The 15,785-nt window shown below is 68.8% G+C and carries 13 protein-coding genes; 9 read left to right on the forward strand and 4 right to left on the reverse strand.

Annotated elements, in window-relative coordinates; genetic code table 11:
- The 5 genes from RWN05_RS10860 to RWN05_RS10880 all read left to right on the forward strand — a co-directional run bounded on the left by RWN05_RS10860 (position 1) and on the right by RWN05_RS10880 (position 7,132).
- Positions 1–1,239: a glycosyltransferase family 1 protein gene (locus RWN05_RS10860; RefSeq protein ID WP_314139511.1), complete on the forward strand. Its 1,239-nt coding sequence runs from the start codon at positions 1–3 to the stop codon at positions 1,237–1,239.
- Complete coding sequence (locus RWN05_RS10865) at positions 1,232–2,155, forward strand: NAD-dependent epimerase/dehydratase family protein (RefSeq protein ID WP_314139512.1); 924 nt, start codon at positions 1,232–1,234, stop codon at positions 2,153–2,155. Before RWN05_RS10860 ends, RWN05_RS10865 begins: the two co-directional genes overlap by 8 nt.
- A gap of 128 nt (positions 2,156–2,283) precedes the next feature.
- On the forward strand, positions 2,284–2,757 hold the full coding sequence (locus tag RWN05_RS10870; protein WP_314139513.1) for a hypothetical protein: 474 nt from the start codon (positions 2,284–2,286) through the stop codon (positions 2,755–2,757).
- Complete coding sequence (locus RWN05_RS10875) at positions 2,754–5,024, forward strand: hypothetical protein (RefSeq protein WP_314139514.1); 2,271 nt, start codon at positions 2,754–2,756, stop codon at positions 5,022–5,024. The genes RWN05_RS10870 and RWN05_RS10875 overlap by 4 nt, the downstream gene beginning before the upstream one ends.
- An 83-nt stretch (positions 5,025–5,107) precedes the next feature.
- Positions 5,108–7,132 (forward strand): hypothetical protein, encoded by a 2,025-nt coding sequence (locus RWN05_RS10880; protein ID WP_314139515.1) that lies wholly within the window; start codon positions 5,108–5,110, stop codon positions 7,130–7,132.
- Here RWN05_RS10880 and RWN05_RS10885 read toward each other — a convergent pair.
- Positions 7,108–8,730 (reverse strand): DUF2142 domain-containing protein, encoded by a 1,623-nt coding sequence (locus tag RWN05_RS10885; protein ID WP_314139516.1) that lies wholly within the window; start codon positions 8,728–8,730, stop codon positions 7,108–7,110. The genes RWN05_RS10880 and RWN05_RS10885 overlap by 25 nt on opposite strands.
- 214 nt (positions 8,731–8,944) lie before the next feature.
- Here RWN05_RS10885 and RWN05_RS10890 point away from each other — a divergent pair, with 214 nt between their 5' ends.
- The 4 genes from RWN05_RS10890 to RWN05_RS10905 all read left to right on the forward strand — a co-directional run bounded on the left by RWN05_RS10890 (position 8,945) and on the right by RWN05_RS10905 (position 13,728).
- Entirely contained in the window at positions 8,945–10,183 is a 1,239-nt protein-coding gene (locus RWN05_RS10890) for an acyltransferase (RefSeq protein WP_314139517.1), read from the forward strand.
- A complete protein-coding gene (locus RWN05_RS10895; protein WP_314139518.1) occupies positions 10,180–11,265 on the forward strand; it encodes an NAD-dependent epimerase/dehydratase family protein in 1,086 nt (361 codons plus the stop codon). Before RWN05_RS10890 ends, RWN05_RS10895 begins: the two co-directional genes overlap by 4 nt.
- 4 nt (positions 11,266–11,269) lie before the next feature.
- Positions 11,270–12,532 (forward strand): hypothetical protein, encoded by a 1,263-nt coding sequence (locus tag RWN05_RS10900; protein WP_314139519.1) that lies wholly within the window; start codon positions 11,270–11,272, stop codon positions 12,530–12,532.
- 131 nt (positions 12,533–12,663) lie between these two features.
- Positions 12,664–13,728, forward strand: coding sequence for an acyltransferase (locus RWN05_RS10905; RefSeq protein ID WP_314139520.1), 1,065 nt, complete (start codon positions 12,664–12,666; stop codon positions 13,726–13,728).
- On the opposite strand, the gene RWN05_RS10910 is transcribed toward RWN05_RS10905, so the two are convergent.
- From RWN05_RS10910 to RWN05_RS10920, 3 genes are all read right to left on the reverse strand, one after another.
- Positions 13,661–14,059 (reverse strand): DUF2304 domain-containing protein, encoded by a 399-nt coding sequence (locus tag RWN05_RS10910; protein WP_314139521.1) that lies wholly within the window; start codon positions 14,057–14,059, stop codon positions 13,661–13,663. The two genes, RWN05_RS10905 and RWN05_RS10910, sit on opposite strands and share 68 nt — an antisense overlap.
- Positions 14,056–14,799, reverse strand: coding sequence for a glycosyltransferase family 2 protein (locus RWN05_RS10915; RefSeq protein WP_314139522.1), 744 nt, complete (start codon positions 14,797–14,799; stop codon positions 14,056–14,058). The genes RWN05_RS10910 and RWN05_RS10915 overlap by 4 nt, the downstream gene beginning before the upstream one ends.
- Before the next feature lie 92 nt (positions 14,800–14,891).
- Complete coding sequence (locus tag RWN05_RS10920; protein WP_314139523.1) at positions 14,892–15,779, reverse strand: glycosyltransferase; 888 nt, start codon at positions 15,777–15,779, stop codon at positions 14,892–14,894.
- Positions 15,780–15,785 lie beyond the last annotated feature (6 nt).

Here is a 15,785-nt window from a genome sequence, read left to right on the forward strand (position 1 = left end):
ATGAGATCCCTCCTTCGTTACCTCAAGGTCAGTCTCCACGTGCTCCGGCACGAGGGCCCGCGGCACTTCGTGCGCCGCGTTCAGATGAACCTGCGCGCCCGAGTCAAGGGCAAGACGATCTACCTGCCCGTCATCGTGTCCGACGCCGTCGCCGTCGACTGGACCCAGCCCGGTCCGCAGCTGCTCGACCCGGTGGTGGTCACCGACCGCAAGGCGCACATCGCGTGGATCATGTCCCCGCCGAGCGCGACGAGCGGCGGCCACCAGAACCTCTTCCGCTTCATCGACTTCGCCGAGCGGGCCGGTCACACCTGCAGCATCCACTTCTACAACAGCATCGGCGTCGTCGTGGACGTGAAGGACATGCGTCGGATGCTCACGCAGTCACACGCCTACCCGGACATCAAGGCGAGCTTCCACAACTACGACCCGAAGCGCGGCGTCGGCCCCGGGCACGACGCGCTGTTCGCGACGGGCTGGGAGACGGCGTACCCGGCGTACACCGACCCGTCGAACGCGCGCCGCTTCTACTTCGTGCAGGACTTCGAGCCCTCGTTCTACGCAGCAGGCACCGAGGCCGTCCTCGCCGAGAACACCTACAAGTTCGGCTTCCACGGCATCACCGCCGGCGGCTGGCTGTCGAAGAAGCTCCATGACGAGTACGGCATGCCGACAGACCACTTCGACTTCTCCGTGGAGCGCAAGTACTACTCGGTCACGAACCACGAGCGCCGCAAGGAGGTCTTCTTCTACGCGCGCCCCGTCACGCCCCGTCGCGCCTTCGAGCTCGGGGTCATCGCGCTCGCCGAGTTCGCGAAGCAGCGCCCGGACTACGTCGTCAACATGGCCGGCTGGGACGTCTCCGACTGGGACATCCCGTTCGAGCACAACAACCTCTCCGGCCTCGAGATCTCCGAGCTGAACGCGGTCTACAACCGCTGCGCCGCCGGGCTCGTGCTGTCGCTCTCGAACATGTCGCTGCTCCCGCTCGAGCTCATGGCCGCCGGTGTCGCACCCGTCGTCAACGACGCACCGAACAACCGCCTCGTCTCCGACAACCCGTTCATCGAGTACGTGCAGCCGGCACCCGGTGCCATTGCACGGAGACTCGTGGAGATCGTCGACCGTGAGGACGCCGTCGAGCGCTCGATCGCGATGTCCGAGTCGCTCGACAACACCACCTGGGAGGACAGCGGCCGACAGTTCGTCGATGCCTTCGAACGGGCCATGCGTGGCTAAAGCACTCGTCATCGGAGCCAACGGCTTCATCGGTTCGCACCTCGTCGACGCCCTCGTGGCCGACGGTCACGTGGTGTCGGCGTTCGACCGCTTCAGCGGGGGAGACCCGAGCTACACCTCGGATGGCGTCGAGCTGTTGCGCGGCGAGTTCCTCAGCCGGACCGACCTCGACAGTGCCGTCCGCGGCAAGGACTACGTCTTCCACTTCCTGTCCACGACGAACCCCGCGACGGCCGAGGCCGACCCGACGCTCGACATCCGCACGAACGTCGCCCAGACGGTCGAGCTCCTGGAATCGAGCGCCGAGGCGGGTGTCGGCCACTTCTACTTCGCCTCGACCGGCGGCGCGATCTACGGACCGCAGGGCAAGGCGAGCTACGCCGAGACCGATCGGGCACTCCCGGTCTCGCCGTACGGCATCGGCAAGCTCACGATCGAGCACTACCTCCACTACTTCCGCACGATGCACGGCCTCGACTCGACGAGCCTGCGGATCTCCAACCCCTACGGCACGAGGCAGCACCCGCACAAGAAGCAGGGTCTCATCCCCATCGCGCTGCGCCAGGTGGCGTCCGGCCAGTCGACGGTCCGGCTCGGCGACGGCTCGATGGTCCGCGACTACATCTACGTCACTGACGCGGTCCGCATGATCACGGCGATCGTCGGCCGCGACCGCAAGCACGACCTGTACAACATCGGCAGCGGCCAGGGCTACTCCGTCAACGAGGTCTTCGACTCGCTGCGGCGTGTCACCGAGATCGACTTCCCCATCGAGGATCGCCCTGCCCCGCCGACCTTCGTCGACCGCGTGGTGCTCGACGTCGCGCGCTACACGGCCGAGTTCGGCGCCCCGTCGATCGTCGATCTCGACGACGGCGTGCGCGCGACCTATGAGGAACTGCGCTCGATCCGATGACGTGAGGACGGCGACACACACGGACGAGTTGTCCGTGAGGCACGCCGGACATCGATACTTGTCGGAAAGAACTCTCAGCAACCGCTACCCTGAACGGGGGTAAGCAATCGAGAGTCGAGGACCCGATGATGAAGCGACCGGTCACCACGGCCGTGCTGGCAGCGGTGTTGCTCGCTGGCGTGTCCGCCCTGACCGCATGCACCTTCGGTTCGGGGGATGAGACGCCGAGCGGTTCCGCGACGAGCATCGCTCCCGGTGTGGTCCCGACCGACAAAGGATCAGACACGACCCCGACGCCGCCCCCGGCGGACGCCGTCGTGAGCTACGCGGGTGTCGACTTCGACGGACTACACGCCTCGGCAGCGGGGTACGTGCAGGGGATCATCGAGAACGGCGGCTCGTGCACCTTCACGTTCACGGGGCTCGGCGAGCCGATCGTCGTGACGAGTGAAGGTATCGCCGACTCCAGCACCACCTCATGCGGCACCGTGCAGGTGCCGCTCGAACAGCTCCCGTCCGGCACCTGGTCGGTCACGCTCACGTACTCGTCGGATGAGATCGACAAGCTCTCCTCGACCGCACTCGACCTGGAGGTGCCATGAGGCGCTCACGTTTCCCTGCGATCCTCGCGGCCATCGCGCTCATCGCAGGGGTCCTGACCATCGCTCCGGTCGCGGCGCAATCCGCGAGTGCGGCGAACGCCAGCGACTTCCAGGCCGGGAACATCATCACCGATGAGCTGTTCTACGACGGTGGAGCGTGGAGCGCGGCCTCGGTGCAGGGGTTCCTGAACTCGGCGCGTCCGACGTGCCGTGCCGGGTACACGTGTCTGAAGGACTTCGCCGAGGCCACGCCGACGCGCGCCGCGGTCGCCGGGCGTTGCGCGGCGTACGCGGGATCGTCCCGCGAATCGGCCGCGACGATCATCGCGAAGGTCGGTGCGGCCTGCGGGATCAGTCAGAAGGTCATCATCGTGATGCTCGAGAAGGAGCAGAGCCTGATCACCGACGACTGGCCGTCGGCCAGGCAGTACCGGAGCGCCATGGGCTACGGCTGCCCGGACACCGCTGACTGCGACACGAACTACTACGGCTTCTTCAACCAGGTCTACGCCGCGGCGCTGCAGTTCAAGAACTACCAGGCGAACCCCACCCGCTGGAACCACGTCGCAGGACGCGTGAACGCCGTGCGCTACAACCCGAACGCCGCGTGCGGATCGAGCTCCGTCTACATCCAGAACGCCGCGACCGCCGGCCTCTACAACTACACGCCCTACCAACCGAACGCCTCCGCGCTCGCGAACCTGTACGGCACGGGCGACGCCTGCGGCGCGTACGGCAACCGCAACTTCTGGCGCCTGTACACCGACTGGTTCGGTTCGACCACCGGCACGAGCAGCCTGGTGAAGTCGTCGGCGTCCGCGGCGATCTACCTCGTCGCCGGGACGCAGAAGTACTACATCCCCGACCAGGCGTTGCTTTCCGCGTACAGTGCGCTCGGCGGCGTCACCACCGTGTCGCAGTCCTACCTCGACAAGTACCCGACGGCTCAGAACGCCTCGCGGATCGTGCGTTCGCCGGCCGGCGGCATCGCCTTCATCGACGCGGGCATCAAGGTCGGCTTCGCCAGTTGCGAGATGGTGATCGACTACGGCGGCTCCTGCACACCCGCGGGCTACACCCAGCTCACCGACGCGCAGTTCAACCTCTTCGTCTCGGTCGGCGCGACCGTCACTCCCGTGTACGCGACCACCTCAGGTGCGCGCTACTACGTGACGCGCGGTACCAAGCGCGAGATCGTGGACGCCACGGCGCAGTCGCTCGCCGGAATCCCACCCGCGATGATCGTCCTCACCGAAGCCGGTGTCTCCAACCTGGCCGACGGGGTGCCGATCCTGCGCGACTCGGTCTATCTGCAGAGTCGCGGCGCGGGGACGTTCTCCTACGTGATGAGTGGCAAGCAGTACACGATCGACGCGGCGAGCGCCTCGGCCCTCGGGCTTCCGGCTCGTTCGTCGAGCGCGCTGTGGCCGAGGAACGTGGCGCAAGTCGCGGGTGGCGGGACCTTCCCCGGCGCCGTGTCGGTGAACGGGGGAGCGCCACAGGTGCTCACCTCCAGTGGACGGTTCAACTGGGGTGTCGGCGGATCCCTGGCGACCGTGCCGGCCAGCCAGGGCTTCGTGGACCAGTACGCCGCGCTCGGCACCATCGGTGAGGGCAGCCATGTGAAGGGGGCGAGCGCCGTCGTCTACTACGTCACCGAGGGCAAGGCTCGTCCGTACTCAGGTTGGGGAGCGCTCGTCGCGATGGCGGGCACGGAGAACCCGAACATCATCACCGTCCCGCAGCCCATCCTCGGCCAGGTACCGGTCGGCAACCCCGTGCTTGCACCCGGATCGCTGGTCCGGAGCCCCGAGAGCGCAGCAGTGTTCCTGATCGACGGCGCGAACAACCGCCTTCCGGTGACGAGCTTCGACTTCCCGACGGCGATGGGCGTCACCGGGACCTCGTTCGTGCCGCAGGCCTACCTCGACGCGTACCCGACCGGGCAGTACCTGGGGTACGGAATCACCTGCAACGGTCAGGACTACGTGTCCGCCGGTGGCTCCCTGCACAAGGTCTCCGCCGAGTTGAAGCCCCTCTACCCGATCACCTTCGTCGCGCTCACCGCGACGAATTGCGCGAAGCTCAAGATCGGCTCCGACGCGAACCGCTTCATCCGCAGCCCGGGCGGGACGCTGTACTACCTCGACGCTGGCACGAAGCGAGGGATCACCTCGATGGCGAAGTTCGCGGAACTGGGCGGCACCTCGTTCCTCGACGTCCCGTGGTCGTTCGCGAACCTGCTCCCGAACGGACCCAACGTCTGATCCGAAGGGATGCACACGGGCCGGTCCCAGGCGGGACCGGCCCGTGATCCGTTCCAGGCGCGAAACGGGCTACGCTCGACGGGATGCCTGATTCCACCGCACCTGATCTGCTCGCTCCCGCACGGCGCGAGCGCTGGGCACCGACCTCCGACGGGCTCCCGCGTCTTCGGGTCGTCCTGGCGCCCCTCGCAGCCCTCCTCGTCGTCTTCATCGCGCTCGTGGCCGGCGGGATCACCGGGAGCTCGTCGGGCATCCTCAACCAGTCGTTCAACTCGCAGGCGGACCCGAACCACCTCCTGGGCGACCCGCAGGCGATCCGAAGCGATGAGTGGGGCGTCAACACCTCCTGGATCATCTCCCAGGTGAAGCAGGGCCTCCCGGTCACCAACAGCAACTTCGCTGACAGCTACGACGCCACGATCCTGCAGGACCTCCCGAGTACGGACTGGTCGGTCGCGTTCCGCCCACACCTGCTCGGCTTCTTCCTCCTGCCGCTCGACAACGCGATGGCGGTCAAGTGGTGGCTGCCGGCCTTCGCGCTCATCGCGGCGATGTACGTCTTCGCCATCACGCTCATGCCGAGGCGCCCAGTCACCTCGGTACTCCTCGCCCTCGGGTTCTTCGCCTCGCCCTTCTTCCAGTGGTGGTTCGGCTCGAACACGCACTGGCCCGTCGCCTGGGCGCTGCTGCTCATGTCGAGCGTCGTGTGGCTCCTCCGATCCAGGCGCCGGAGGACGAAGGCCTTCTGGGGTCTCGTCATCGCCTACACCTCGGTGACCACCGGGATGACCGTGTACGTGCCGTTCATCGTCCCGGTCACGCTCGTCGCGATCGCCTTCATCGTCGGCTTCCTGCTCACGAGGCGGTCGACCTCCATCGTGGGCTTCGGTCGCCGCCTCCTGGCGCTCTGGCCGGTCTTCGCGGCCGGGGTCGTCGCCGGCGGTGTCCTCGCGGTGTGGATGATCACGCGGGCGGAGATCATCCGCGCGTTCACCGCGACCGTGTACCCGGGGGAGCGGCTGCAATCGACGGGCGACGGCACGATCCGCGACCTGCTGTCGCTGTTCGCCGGGCCGTTCTCGAAGGGGCTCGACGCAGCCCAGGGTGTGCCGTTCGGCCCCAATGCCTCGGAGGCCTCGACCTTCATCCTCGTGGGGCTCTTCCTCGCGCTCCCAGCGCTCTGGCTCGTGGTCGGTCAACCACGGCGTCGCCCCATGGTCGACTGGCTGCTCATCGCACTCCTCGCCCTCGGCGTCGTCCTGCTGGCCTTCTTCTTCATCCCCGGCTGGGACGCGATCGCGCACGTGCTCTTCCTCGACCGCGTGCCGCTCAACCGCATGCGCCTCGCGTTCGGGCTGCTTGCGATCGTCCTCGTCGTCGTGGTGGTCGTCCGGCTCGACGAACGGCGTGCCGCGGGTGAACGCGGTGTGCCGTGGTGGATCGTCGTGCTCGCGATCACACCGGCAGCGATCCTGTCGGCCGCGATCGCGTGGGACGCCCTGCGCTACCAGACGGCGGTCACCGCCGGCCCCGTGTGGGTGATCATGGTCGTGCTGACGCTCGTCTCGATCGGCTTCTTCCTGAGCCGCCGGCCGGTCATCGGCGCCGTGGCGTTCGCGATCGTCGGCGCCGTCACGGGCGGCACCGTCAACCCGGTGTACGCCGGTGTCTACGACCTCAACGGCACGACCCTCGTCAAGACGATGCAGGAGATCGACGCCGAGGCGCCGGGGAACTGGGTCGGCGCGGGCAACAGCTCCCTGCTCGGGATCACGCTCGTGCAGTCCGGGCTGCCCTCGTTCAACGGCGTCCAGGGCGCTCCGTCGCGCGAACTCTGGGACCGCATCGACCCCGACGGCTCGCACGAGTCCGCGTGGAACCGACTCGGGAACGTGTCGTGGGGTGTCGGCGACGGCCCCCCGAACCCGATCAACCCGACGCCGGACCAGATCAGGCTGATCTTCGACTCCTGCGAGACCTTCGCTCAGGAGAACGTCCAGTACGTGCTGTCCGAGTTCGACATCCAGCAGCCGTGCGTCGACCTGCTGCGCACCGTCAAGCAGGGGCCGTCGACCTTCTACATCTACTCGGTGGTCCCGCGGCCCTGAGCACGGGTGTCGAGGCGTTCGATCTCGGCGGTCTCGAGGCGCTCGGCGGGCGTGATCAGCTGATCGTCGCGGGTGATGTCCGCACCCTCAGCGACCGTGAACGCCCGCCGGAGCAGCAGCACGGTGAGGACTGAGGCGATGAGGTACACGAGCGCGAGGGACTTCCAGCCGAAGGGCGGCTCCCAGCCGTCGTTGAAGAACATCTCCGAGAGGCTGCCGTTCGCGCCGACGATGTAGCGGCGCAGCACCATCACGAAGGCGAGCAGGTGGCCGACGAACAGGAACCCGTAGGTGCCGGTCACGAAATGCCGCACCCGTCCGTCCGCTCCGAGACCCGCGTCGTCGAGGGCGACACCGGCGACGACGAGGAGGCACAGGAACATCGCGAGCATGTACCGCCCCTGCCAGATGTAGCCGTACTGCGCGTAGACGCCCAGCTGCGTGAAGCCCGGGACGAGCACGCAGACGACGAGGAACACCCACATCGCCCACTTCGTGCTCCGCTTGCCCCAGAGAAACGCGACGGCGACGAGGAGGGCGATGCACATGGCCCATGCCGCAAGGGTGAGCGAGGGGGCGCTCGTGTCCACCCAGCCGAAGAAGCCGATCATGCCGAACATGTAGTCGAAGGTCTGGAGCTCGGTGAAGAAGAAGACGAACGCGAGGCTCACGGGGCTCACCGGTGTCGCGGGTGACGGTGCGCCGAGCACGGGGGGATTGAGGTACCAGAGCACGGTGAGCGCCGAGACGACGCCGAGGCCGAGGATGAGCACCCACGCGACGGGGGAGCGCAGCACACGCAGCACGCGTTCGCGGTTGCCGAGCAACATGGAGACGACCGCGATGATGAGGAGCCAGAGCAGGGAGATGCTGCGCGTCGTGATGAGTGCGGAGGCCAGCACGAGTGCGAGCCCCGCCTGCTCGACGAGTCGTCTGCCGAGCAGCGAGCCGCGGAAGGTCGTGAGGAGCGTCGCGAAGAGCCCTCCGGCGGCGGCGACCTCGAGGCCGTTGGGATTGATGGAGCCGCCGAGGTAGAGCACCATCGGCGTCACGCCGACGGCTGCGCCGACGACCGCCCAGCGGAACCGGGGGAGTAGCGTCAGCTGCATGAACATGACCGCGAGGGAGGCGGCGCACAGGAGCACGCTCATCATGCGCATGCCGTAGAACGCGGCGTCGCCGGTCAGGAACAACGACGGCCAGCCGACGAGGGCGTAGAACACGGGGCTATTGAGCCCCGCGGAGGAGCCGGTCTCGACGAGCTGCTGCCCCGTGTCGCGGACTGCGGTCTGGCAGTCGGCGGTGACCTCGGCGTCGAAGGCGAAGCAGACGAGGTCGTGGGCGTTCGCGATGTTCTCCGGCACGGTCGCGGCGGTCAGCGTCGGGTTCTTCGCCCACGGCGTGGCGATGACCTCGCCCCGCGCGACGGCGGCCGCACGGATCGCGTGGGACGGCTCGTCCGGCACCGATCCGATGGGGGAGGCGAGCGCCCAGAGCGTCATCGGCACGAGGAGTGCGACGAAGGCGATGAGGAAGGTGAGCCAGCGACGCCGTTCCCAGCGGGAGGCGGCGGCGTGGGCGGGAGCGTTCGAGGCCATGGAGGGTGGGTCCTAACGGTGGCGAGCGAGCGGCACCCCGCGACGGTTCGGCGGGGCGCGACCGCAGGTCATCCTATCGCCACGGGGTTGACGAGCCGCGGCGACTGGCTGGCGCTGCCGCGACCGGCGTGCGGCTCGGGGTATCCTTACCGGGACCCCGCACCGCGGTGCCGGCGCGGAGGCGTCCGGCGCCACCAGCCACCGAATGGATCGCATGACCTCGACGACGAACGTCCCGTTCGATCAGCCGACGCGTCGTCGGTCCCGCCCGCTGCGGCGTCCTGGCGGGTCCGTCTCACTCTCCGAGGCGCTCGGCGGGCACCGCAACTCCCTCGGCATCCTGCGGCTCGTCCTCGCCTCGATGGTGATCTTCTCGCACGCCTTCCCGACGGGTGGCTGGGGTGAGGACCCGTCGAAGGGCTGGACGAACGGCCAGGAGACGATCGGCGGCTTCGCGGTCGTCGGTTTCTTCGCCATCAGCGGGTACCTCATCGCGAAGAGCGGTGCCTCGGCGGACATCCTCCAGTTCGTCTGGCGGCGTGCGCTGCGCATCTTCCCGGCGTTCTGGACGGTCCTGCTCGTCGGCGCCCTCATCGTCGGCCCGATCGCCTGGCGTCTGTCCGGCCACGGCCTGCGCGACTACATCGGCTCAGGGCCGATCATGTACGTGTTCCAGAACGCCGACCTCACGATCCGCCAGTGGGGCGTCTACGACATCTTCGTCACGACGACGCCCTACGGCCAGGCCGTGCAGTACAGCGTGTTCAACGGCTCGCTCTGGACGCTCGCGCTCGAGTGGGGCTGCTACATGCTCGTCGCGGCGCTCCTCGTGCTCGGGGTCCTGCGTCACGCCAAGTGGGTCGTCCCGGCACTCGCGGGCGCGTACTGGGCGCTCTTCATCATCTACAGCCTTGCCCCGACGATCGTCGCGCAGTTCGCGCCGCTGCTCGCCGACCCGAACAAGATCAAGCTCACCCTCGCCTTCCTGCTCGGCTCGACGCTCGCGATGTACTCGCGCAAGGTGCCGCTGAATGACTGGATCGGCATCGCGTGCGGCATCGTCATGGTCGTCACGCTGCTGACCGGCGGCTGGGTGCTCCTCGGCTACCCGGCGTTCGCCTACTTCGTCCTGTGGCTGGCCGTGCGGCTGCCGAAGCGCATCCAGTGGATCGGCGCGAAGAACGACTACTCCTACGGCATGTACGTCTACGGCTTCCTCGTCCAGCAGTTCACGGCCTTCTTCGGCTGGTACCTGCTCGGCTACTGGGCGTGGGTCGCGCTGACCATCCTCGTGACCGCGGCCTGCGCCTGGCTCAGCTGGCACGGCATCGAGAAGCGCGCGATGTCGCTCAAAGACCGGGGCCCGGGGCGCGGGCTCGACTGGCTCGCCACGCGCGGACGCCCTGTACCATCGAAAGTCGATCCGTCCCAGACCGAAGGAACCACCACGTGACTGCATCAACGCTCGGAACCGTCCTGGTGACGGGAGGCGCCGGCTTCATCGGCTGCGCGCTCTCCCACAAGCTGGCTGCAGCCGCGGAGCGCTGGGTCGTCATCGACAAGCTGCACCCGCAGGTGCACCCGAGCGCGGAGCGCCCGGCGGACCTCCACGAGGCGGCTGAACTCGTGGTCGGCGACGTCACCGACGCCGCGGCGTGGGACGCGTTGCTCGCCGACGTCCGGCCCGACGTCATCGTGCACCTCGCCGCTGAGACCGGCACGGCGCAGTCGCTCCACGCGGCAACGAGCCACGCCGAGGCGAACGTCGTCGGCACGACGGAGATGCTCGACGCCCTGGGGCGTGCCGGTCAGGTGCCCTCGCACTTCGTCCTCTCGTCGAGTCGCGCCGTGTACGGCGAGGGCCAGTGGCAGCGGGAGGACGGCTCGGTGTTCGAGCCCGGCCAGCGTTCGCACGCGCAGTTCGAGCGCGGCGAGTGGGACTTCCCCGGCGCGACCCCGCTCGCGAGCCGCGCGGCGGTCACGATGCCGGCGCCGACGAGCGTCTACGGCGCGACGAAGCTCGCGCAGGAGCACATCCTCTCGGCGTGGACGGCTGCACACGACGCTCAGCTCACGATCCTGCGCCTGCAGAACGTCTACGGCCCCGGCCAGTCGCTCATCAACTCCTACACGGGCATCGTGTCCCTGTTCTCCCAGCTCGCCATGGACGGCGGCACCATCCAGGTCTACGAAGACGGTCGGATCGTCCGTGACTTCGTGTTCATCGACGACATCGCCGAGTCCTTCCGAGCCGTCATCACGGCCGGGCCCTCGGCGGACGTGTCGCGATTCGACATCGGGTCCGGTGTCGGCACCACCATCCTCGAACTCGCCCAGGCGATCGCCGCATACCACGACGCTCCGGCACCTGTGGTCAACGGCATGTACCGCGACGGCGACGTCCGGCACGCCGAGTGCAGCATCGAGGACTCGCTCGCCGGTCTCGACTGGGCCCCCGCCTGGGACGTCACCCGAGGCGTCGCCGCACTGCAGGAGTGGATCGCCGCCCAGCGTGGTGCCGACGCGCGGGCCTAGCGGCGTGCCGCAGGAGAGCGGACGCCGCGGACCGAACGGCGCCGTCCTCATCCTCGCCGCGACGGCCATCGGCGGCGGCGCGGGCTACGTCCTGCAGATCATCACGGGCGCGGCGCTCGGCACGGCGGCGTATGCGCCGTTCTCCGTGTTCTGGTCGGCCCTGTATCTCCTCGTGAGCGCGCTGTCCGGCCTGCAGCAGGAGGTCGCCCGAGCGACCCATCCGCTCGAGAACGGCGCGACGGCCGGACGTACCCCGCTCCTGCGGAACTTCGCCCTCGGAGCGGCGCTCGTCGTCGCCGTCGTCCTCGCTGGGACCGCGTGGCTGTGGGTCGGGGCCGTGTTCCCAGTGAACGGCTGGTCGCTCGTCCTCCCGCTCGTTATCGGTCTGGCCGCCTACCTCGTCGTCGCCACGATCTCCGGCGTGCTGTACGGGCTCTCGTTCTGGACCGCCGCGGCCGCCATGACGATCATCGACGGCCTGCTGCGCTTCGCCATCGTCGGCGGGATGCTCCTGTTCACGACGGACACCGCGTTGCTCGCCTGGGGCGTCGCCCTGCCGTTCGCGATCACGCCCCTCGTGCTGTGGCGGTTCATCCGCCGCGGGGTCGTCGGGCGCTTCGGTATCGACGTCGGGCCACGCGAGCTCAGCTGGAACGTGCTCCGGACGGTCGTGGCCGCTGCCGCGACGGGCGTCATGGTGAGCGGGCTGCCGCTCATCATCCAGGCGACGGGGGACATCGTCTCGGCGAACGCATTCGGTTCGCTCACCTACGCCATCACCCTCACGCGCGCGCCCATCGTCATCGTCGTGCTCGCCCTCCAGAGCTACCTCGTCGTCGTCTTCCGCTCTCACGCGAACGCTGTGCTCGGATGGGTCCTGCGGCTCGCGGCCGTCGTGCTGGCGGGCTCCGGCCTGCTCGCGCTCCTGGCGTGGTGGCTCGGGCCGTGGGCGCTCTCGGTGCTGTTCGGGCGGCCCGACGTGCTCGCCGGCGGGACGATCGCCCTGCTCGTCGCGAGCGCGGGCCTTGTCGGCGTCCTGTGCGTGACCGGCTCCGCGACGCTCGCCCGCGCGCAGCACGGGCCGTTCACCGCCGGCTGGATCGTCGCGGCCGTCGTGACCGTACTCGTGCTCGCGCTGCCGCTCGGACTCCACGAACGGACCCTGCTCGCCCTGACCCTCGGCCCTCTCGCGGGGCTCATCGTGCACACGGTCGCGCTCGTGCGCGGTGGAAGGGGTCCGGCACCCGTCATCGAGCCGACCGCCTGAGCAGCGGCGCGGGCGCCAGCGGGCGTCGCGTACGGCACGCGCCGATTTCGAGAACAGACAGCTGTCGGATAGCGTGGTCGTCGCGTTCGCGGGAACGCGTCCACCCGTCCGGCGACATTCCGGGAGCCACCGTGACGCCCAACTCCTTCACCGCGCTCCGCCTCATCGCGGCGGTCGCCGTGCTCGTCAGGCACTCGCTCATCATCCTCGACGACGACATCTCGCCGTTCGGCCCGGTCGGCACCGACGACGTGCCGGCGCTCGGGCTCTGGGTGTTCTTCGTGGTCTCAGGCTTCCTGCTACCCGCTGCATGGGAGCGCCGGCCGCAGCTCGTCCGATTCGTATCGGCGCGTGTGCTCCGCATATTCCCGGGCCTCGTCGTCAGCCTGCTCGTCACGGTCGCCGTCATCGGCCTGATCGCCTCGACCCTCGGCGTGCGCAGCTACCTCGTCCACCCACAGACCCTGCAGCACCTGGCGAGCAACCTCGTGCTGAACCCCGACTACCTGCTGCCCGGCGTGTTCGCGGAGAACTCCTACGCGAACGCCGTGAACGGAGCGCTCTGGTCGCTCGGGCCGCTCTTCGCGATGTACCTGCTCGTGCCCGTCGTCGGCTGCATCCCGTGGCACCGGGTCCGAGCAGCCGTGTGGACCGCCCTGCTGCTCTGGTGCGTCGTCGCACCCCTCGCCGAGGCGGTCGACACCGACGGCATCGTCTGGGGCAACTACGTCCACGACATCCTGCGCGTCGGCGCGTTCTTCTGCGCGGGAGCCGCGCTCCGCGAGTGGCGGGTGCCGCTGCGCGGGGGAGCCGCCGTGATCTCCGGGTCCGTGCTCGCGATCGTCATGGTGCTCGCGCCGGACCTGACGTGGTTCCTCGCGCACCTCGCCGTGCCGTACGTGCTCGTCACGATCGGTGCGCAGCCGATCCCCGTCCTGCGCTCAGCCGGTCGGTTCGGCGACCCGAGCTACGGCGTGTTCCTCATCGGCTTCCCCGTGCAGCAGCTGCTGATCCACCTGAACCCGGAGCTCGACTGGATCCCGAGCATCCTCTGCACGCTCGTGATCTCGGTGGCCTACGGCTACGCGCTCTGGTGGTTCGTCGACCGCCCGATCGCCGGGCTACGCGTCAGGCCCGGTCGTCCTGCGAGGACCGACCGCGTCGCGCCTCGTGGAGCTGCGCTTCGAGTGCACTGATCCGCAGATCCTGCAGCGCGCTCTCCTCGGCGAGCGTGCGGCTGCGGTTCTCGAGCGTGGTGAGTTCCGAGCTGTGCTGGATGCTCACGAGGAACAGGATGAAGATGCTCACGAAGAACACGAGGTTCGTCGGGATCTCGACACCGATGATCCCGGCCGCCCAGACGAGGACCTGCGGGAAGACGCCGATGACGAGCGCGAGGATGCCCGCGAAGAGCCACCAGACGGCGTGACGCTCGCGCAGGCGCCGCTTGCGGAGCATCTCGATGACGATGCCGAGCGTGAGCAGCGCACCGACGATGCCGAGGATGTACGTGCCGACGGGGATCACGCGGTCACCACCTCTTCACCGCTGTGCAGGGCGACCGGCGGGCGGATGAGCGCGAAGACGAGCGCGAGCGCCGCGCGGGCGAGGTACTTGGCGGCCTTCACCGGGTTGTGGGACGGTGTCCCGCCGGCGCGGGGTCGCATCGCGACGGGGACCTGCCGGATGACGCAGCCGGCGCGGGCTGCGATGACGAGGGATTCGATGGTGTCTCCGAGATACTCGGCCGGGTAGTGCTCGGCGAACAGGCGGACGGCGCGTGGGCCGGTCGCGCGGAAGCCGCTCGTCGTATCGGTCAGCTTCGTCTTCGCGACACCGCTGAGCGTGCTGGAGAGGACCACCATCGCCCATTTGCGTGGGCCGTTGACCTCGTAGTCGCCCTCGCCCGCGAAGCGCGCGCCGAGCACGAGGTCGGCCGTCTGCAGCTCCTCGATGAGCCGGACGACGCCCGCCGGATCGTGCTGGCCGTCGGAGTCGACCTGGACGACGTTGCGGTAGCCGTGGGCGAGTGCGTACTTGAAGCCGGCGCGCATGGCGCCGCCGACGCCGAGGTTGAAGGGGAGCTCGGCGACGATCGCACCCGCCGAGCGGGCCTCGGTCGTGGTCGCGTCGGTCGAGCCGTCGTTCACGACGAGAACGGCGACGCCCGGGAGCTTCTCGTGCACCTCGCGCACCACGGCGGCGACCGAGGCCTCTTCGTTGAGCGCGGGCATGACGATGAGCGTGCCGGCGAGGGAGATCGTCATGTGGGGAATCCTAGCAATCGGGAGCGGATGCGGTGCTTCGGCGCGGCCCGACCGACCGATCGGGCCGGAGCGCCGCCGGGCTGGTGGACGGCTCAGACCCGCGCGAACACGTGCTCCAGCAGTGCCTTCCGGCCGGCTGCGTTCCGGGCCTTGAGCGCGGCGGGCAGTTCGCTGAGCGCGTTCGCCCTCGAGGTCCAGTGGTTCGCCGCCGCGCGCGCCGCACGCGTCCAGCCCATCGCGGTGAGGTCGCGTCTGGCCTCGCCGAAGAGCGTCCGCTCCTGCCGGAACTTCGAGCCGTCCGGCCCCGTGACCGCTGAGACGCTCTGGGAGTGCCTGCGGTAGGAGAAGCAGACCTCGTCGTCGAGGACGAGGCTGCCGCCGTCCTTGGTGATCTCGAGCAGCATCGCGAGGTCCTGGACGACGTCGAGGTCGAGGCGGAACTCGTGCTTGCGGAGGGCTTCGACCCGCCACACGAGCGAGGGGAAGTAGGTCCAGTTGCCGCGCAGGAGGCTCGTCGCGAGCTCCTCGCCGCGGTAGGCGCGTGCGCCCGTCCCGGAGAAGCGGTACAAGGCCTTGATGCGGTCGGCCAGGGGCTTCGACGGCATGCCGTGCTCGTCGACGACCGAGACGCCCGGCTGGATGATCGAGGCGTCGGGGAACTGGCGGATGAGCTCGCCGACGCGTCGCACGTAGTTCGGGTGCATGAGGTCGTCGCAGCCCATGATGACCGAGAACTCGCCGGACATGAGTCCGACGCACTTCCGGTAGTTCTTGGAGGGTCGGAGGTTGACTTCGTTGCGGATGTAGGTGATCCGCCGGTCGCCGAGCGCCGTGGCCCATTCGCCGGGCGCGAGGTCGGGGTAGACGTCGTCGACGATCGTCAGGTGCCAGTCCGGGTCGGTCTGGGCGAGCACACTCTCCACCGCCGCCTGGAAATGGTCGGGGCGGCCGTAGAAGGGCATCATGATGTCGAGCGTCACCCGGCT

The sequence above is a fragment of the uncultured Plantibacter sp. genome (genome assembly GCF_963518075.1).
Taxonomy (GTDB): Bacteria; Actinomycetota; Actinomycetes; order Actinomycetales; family Microbacteriaceae; genus Plantibacter; species Plantibacter flavus_A.

Excerpts from the sequence above, each read along its gene's own strand:
- RWN05_RS10885 (WP_314139516.1), bottom strand. The coding sequence starts at position 8,730 with ATGGCCTCGAACGCTCCCGCCCACGCCGCCGCCTCCCGCTGGGAACGG.
- RWN05_RS10915 (WP_314139522.1), bottom strand. The coding sequence starts at position 14,799 with ATGACGATCTCCCTCGCCGGCACGCTCATCGTCATGCCCGCGCTCAAC.
- RWN05_RS10890 (WP_314139517.1), top strand. The coding sequence starts at position 8,945 with ATGACCTCGACGACGAACGTCCCGTTCGATCAGCCGACGCGTCGTCGG.
- RWN05_RS10875 (WP_314139514.1), top strand. The coding sequence starts at position 2,754 with ATGAGGCGCTCACGTTTCCCTGCGATCCTCGCGGCCATCGCGCTCATC.
- RWN05_RS10860 (WP_314139511.1), top strand. The coding sequence starts at position 1 with ATGAGATCCCTCCTTCGTTACCTCAAGGTCAGTCTCCACGTGCTCCGG.
- RWN05_RS10880 (WP_314139515.1), top strand. The coding sequence starts at position 5,108 with ATGCCTGATTCCACCGCACCTGATCTGCTCGCTCCCGCACGGCGCGAG.
- RWN05_RS10870 (WP_314139513.1), top strand. The coding sequence starts at position 2,284 with ATGAAGCGACCGGTCACCACGGCCGTGCTGGCAGCGGTGTTGCTCGCT.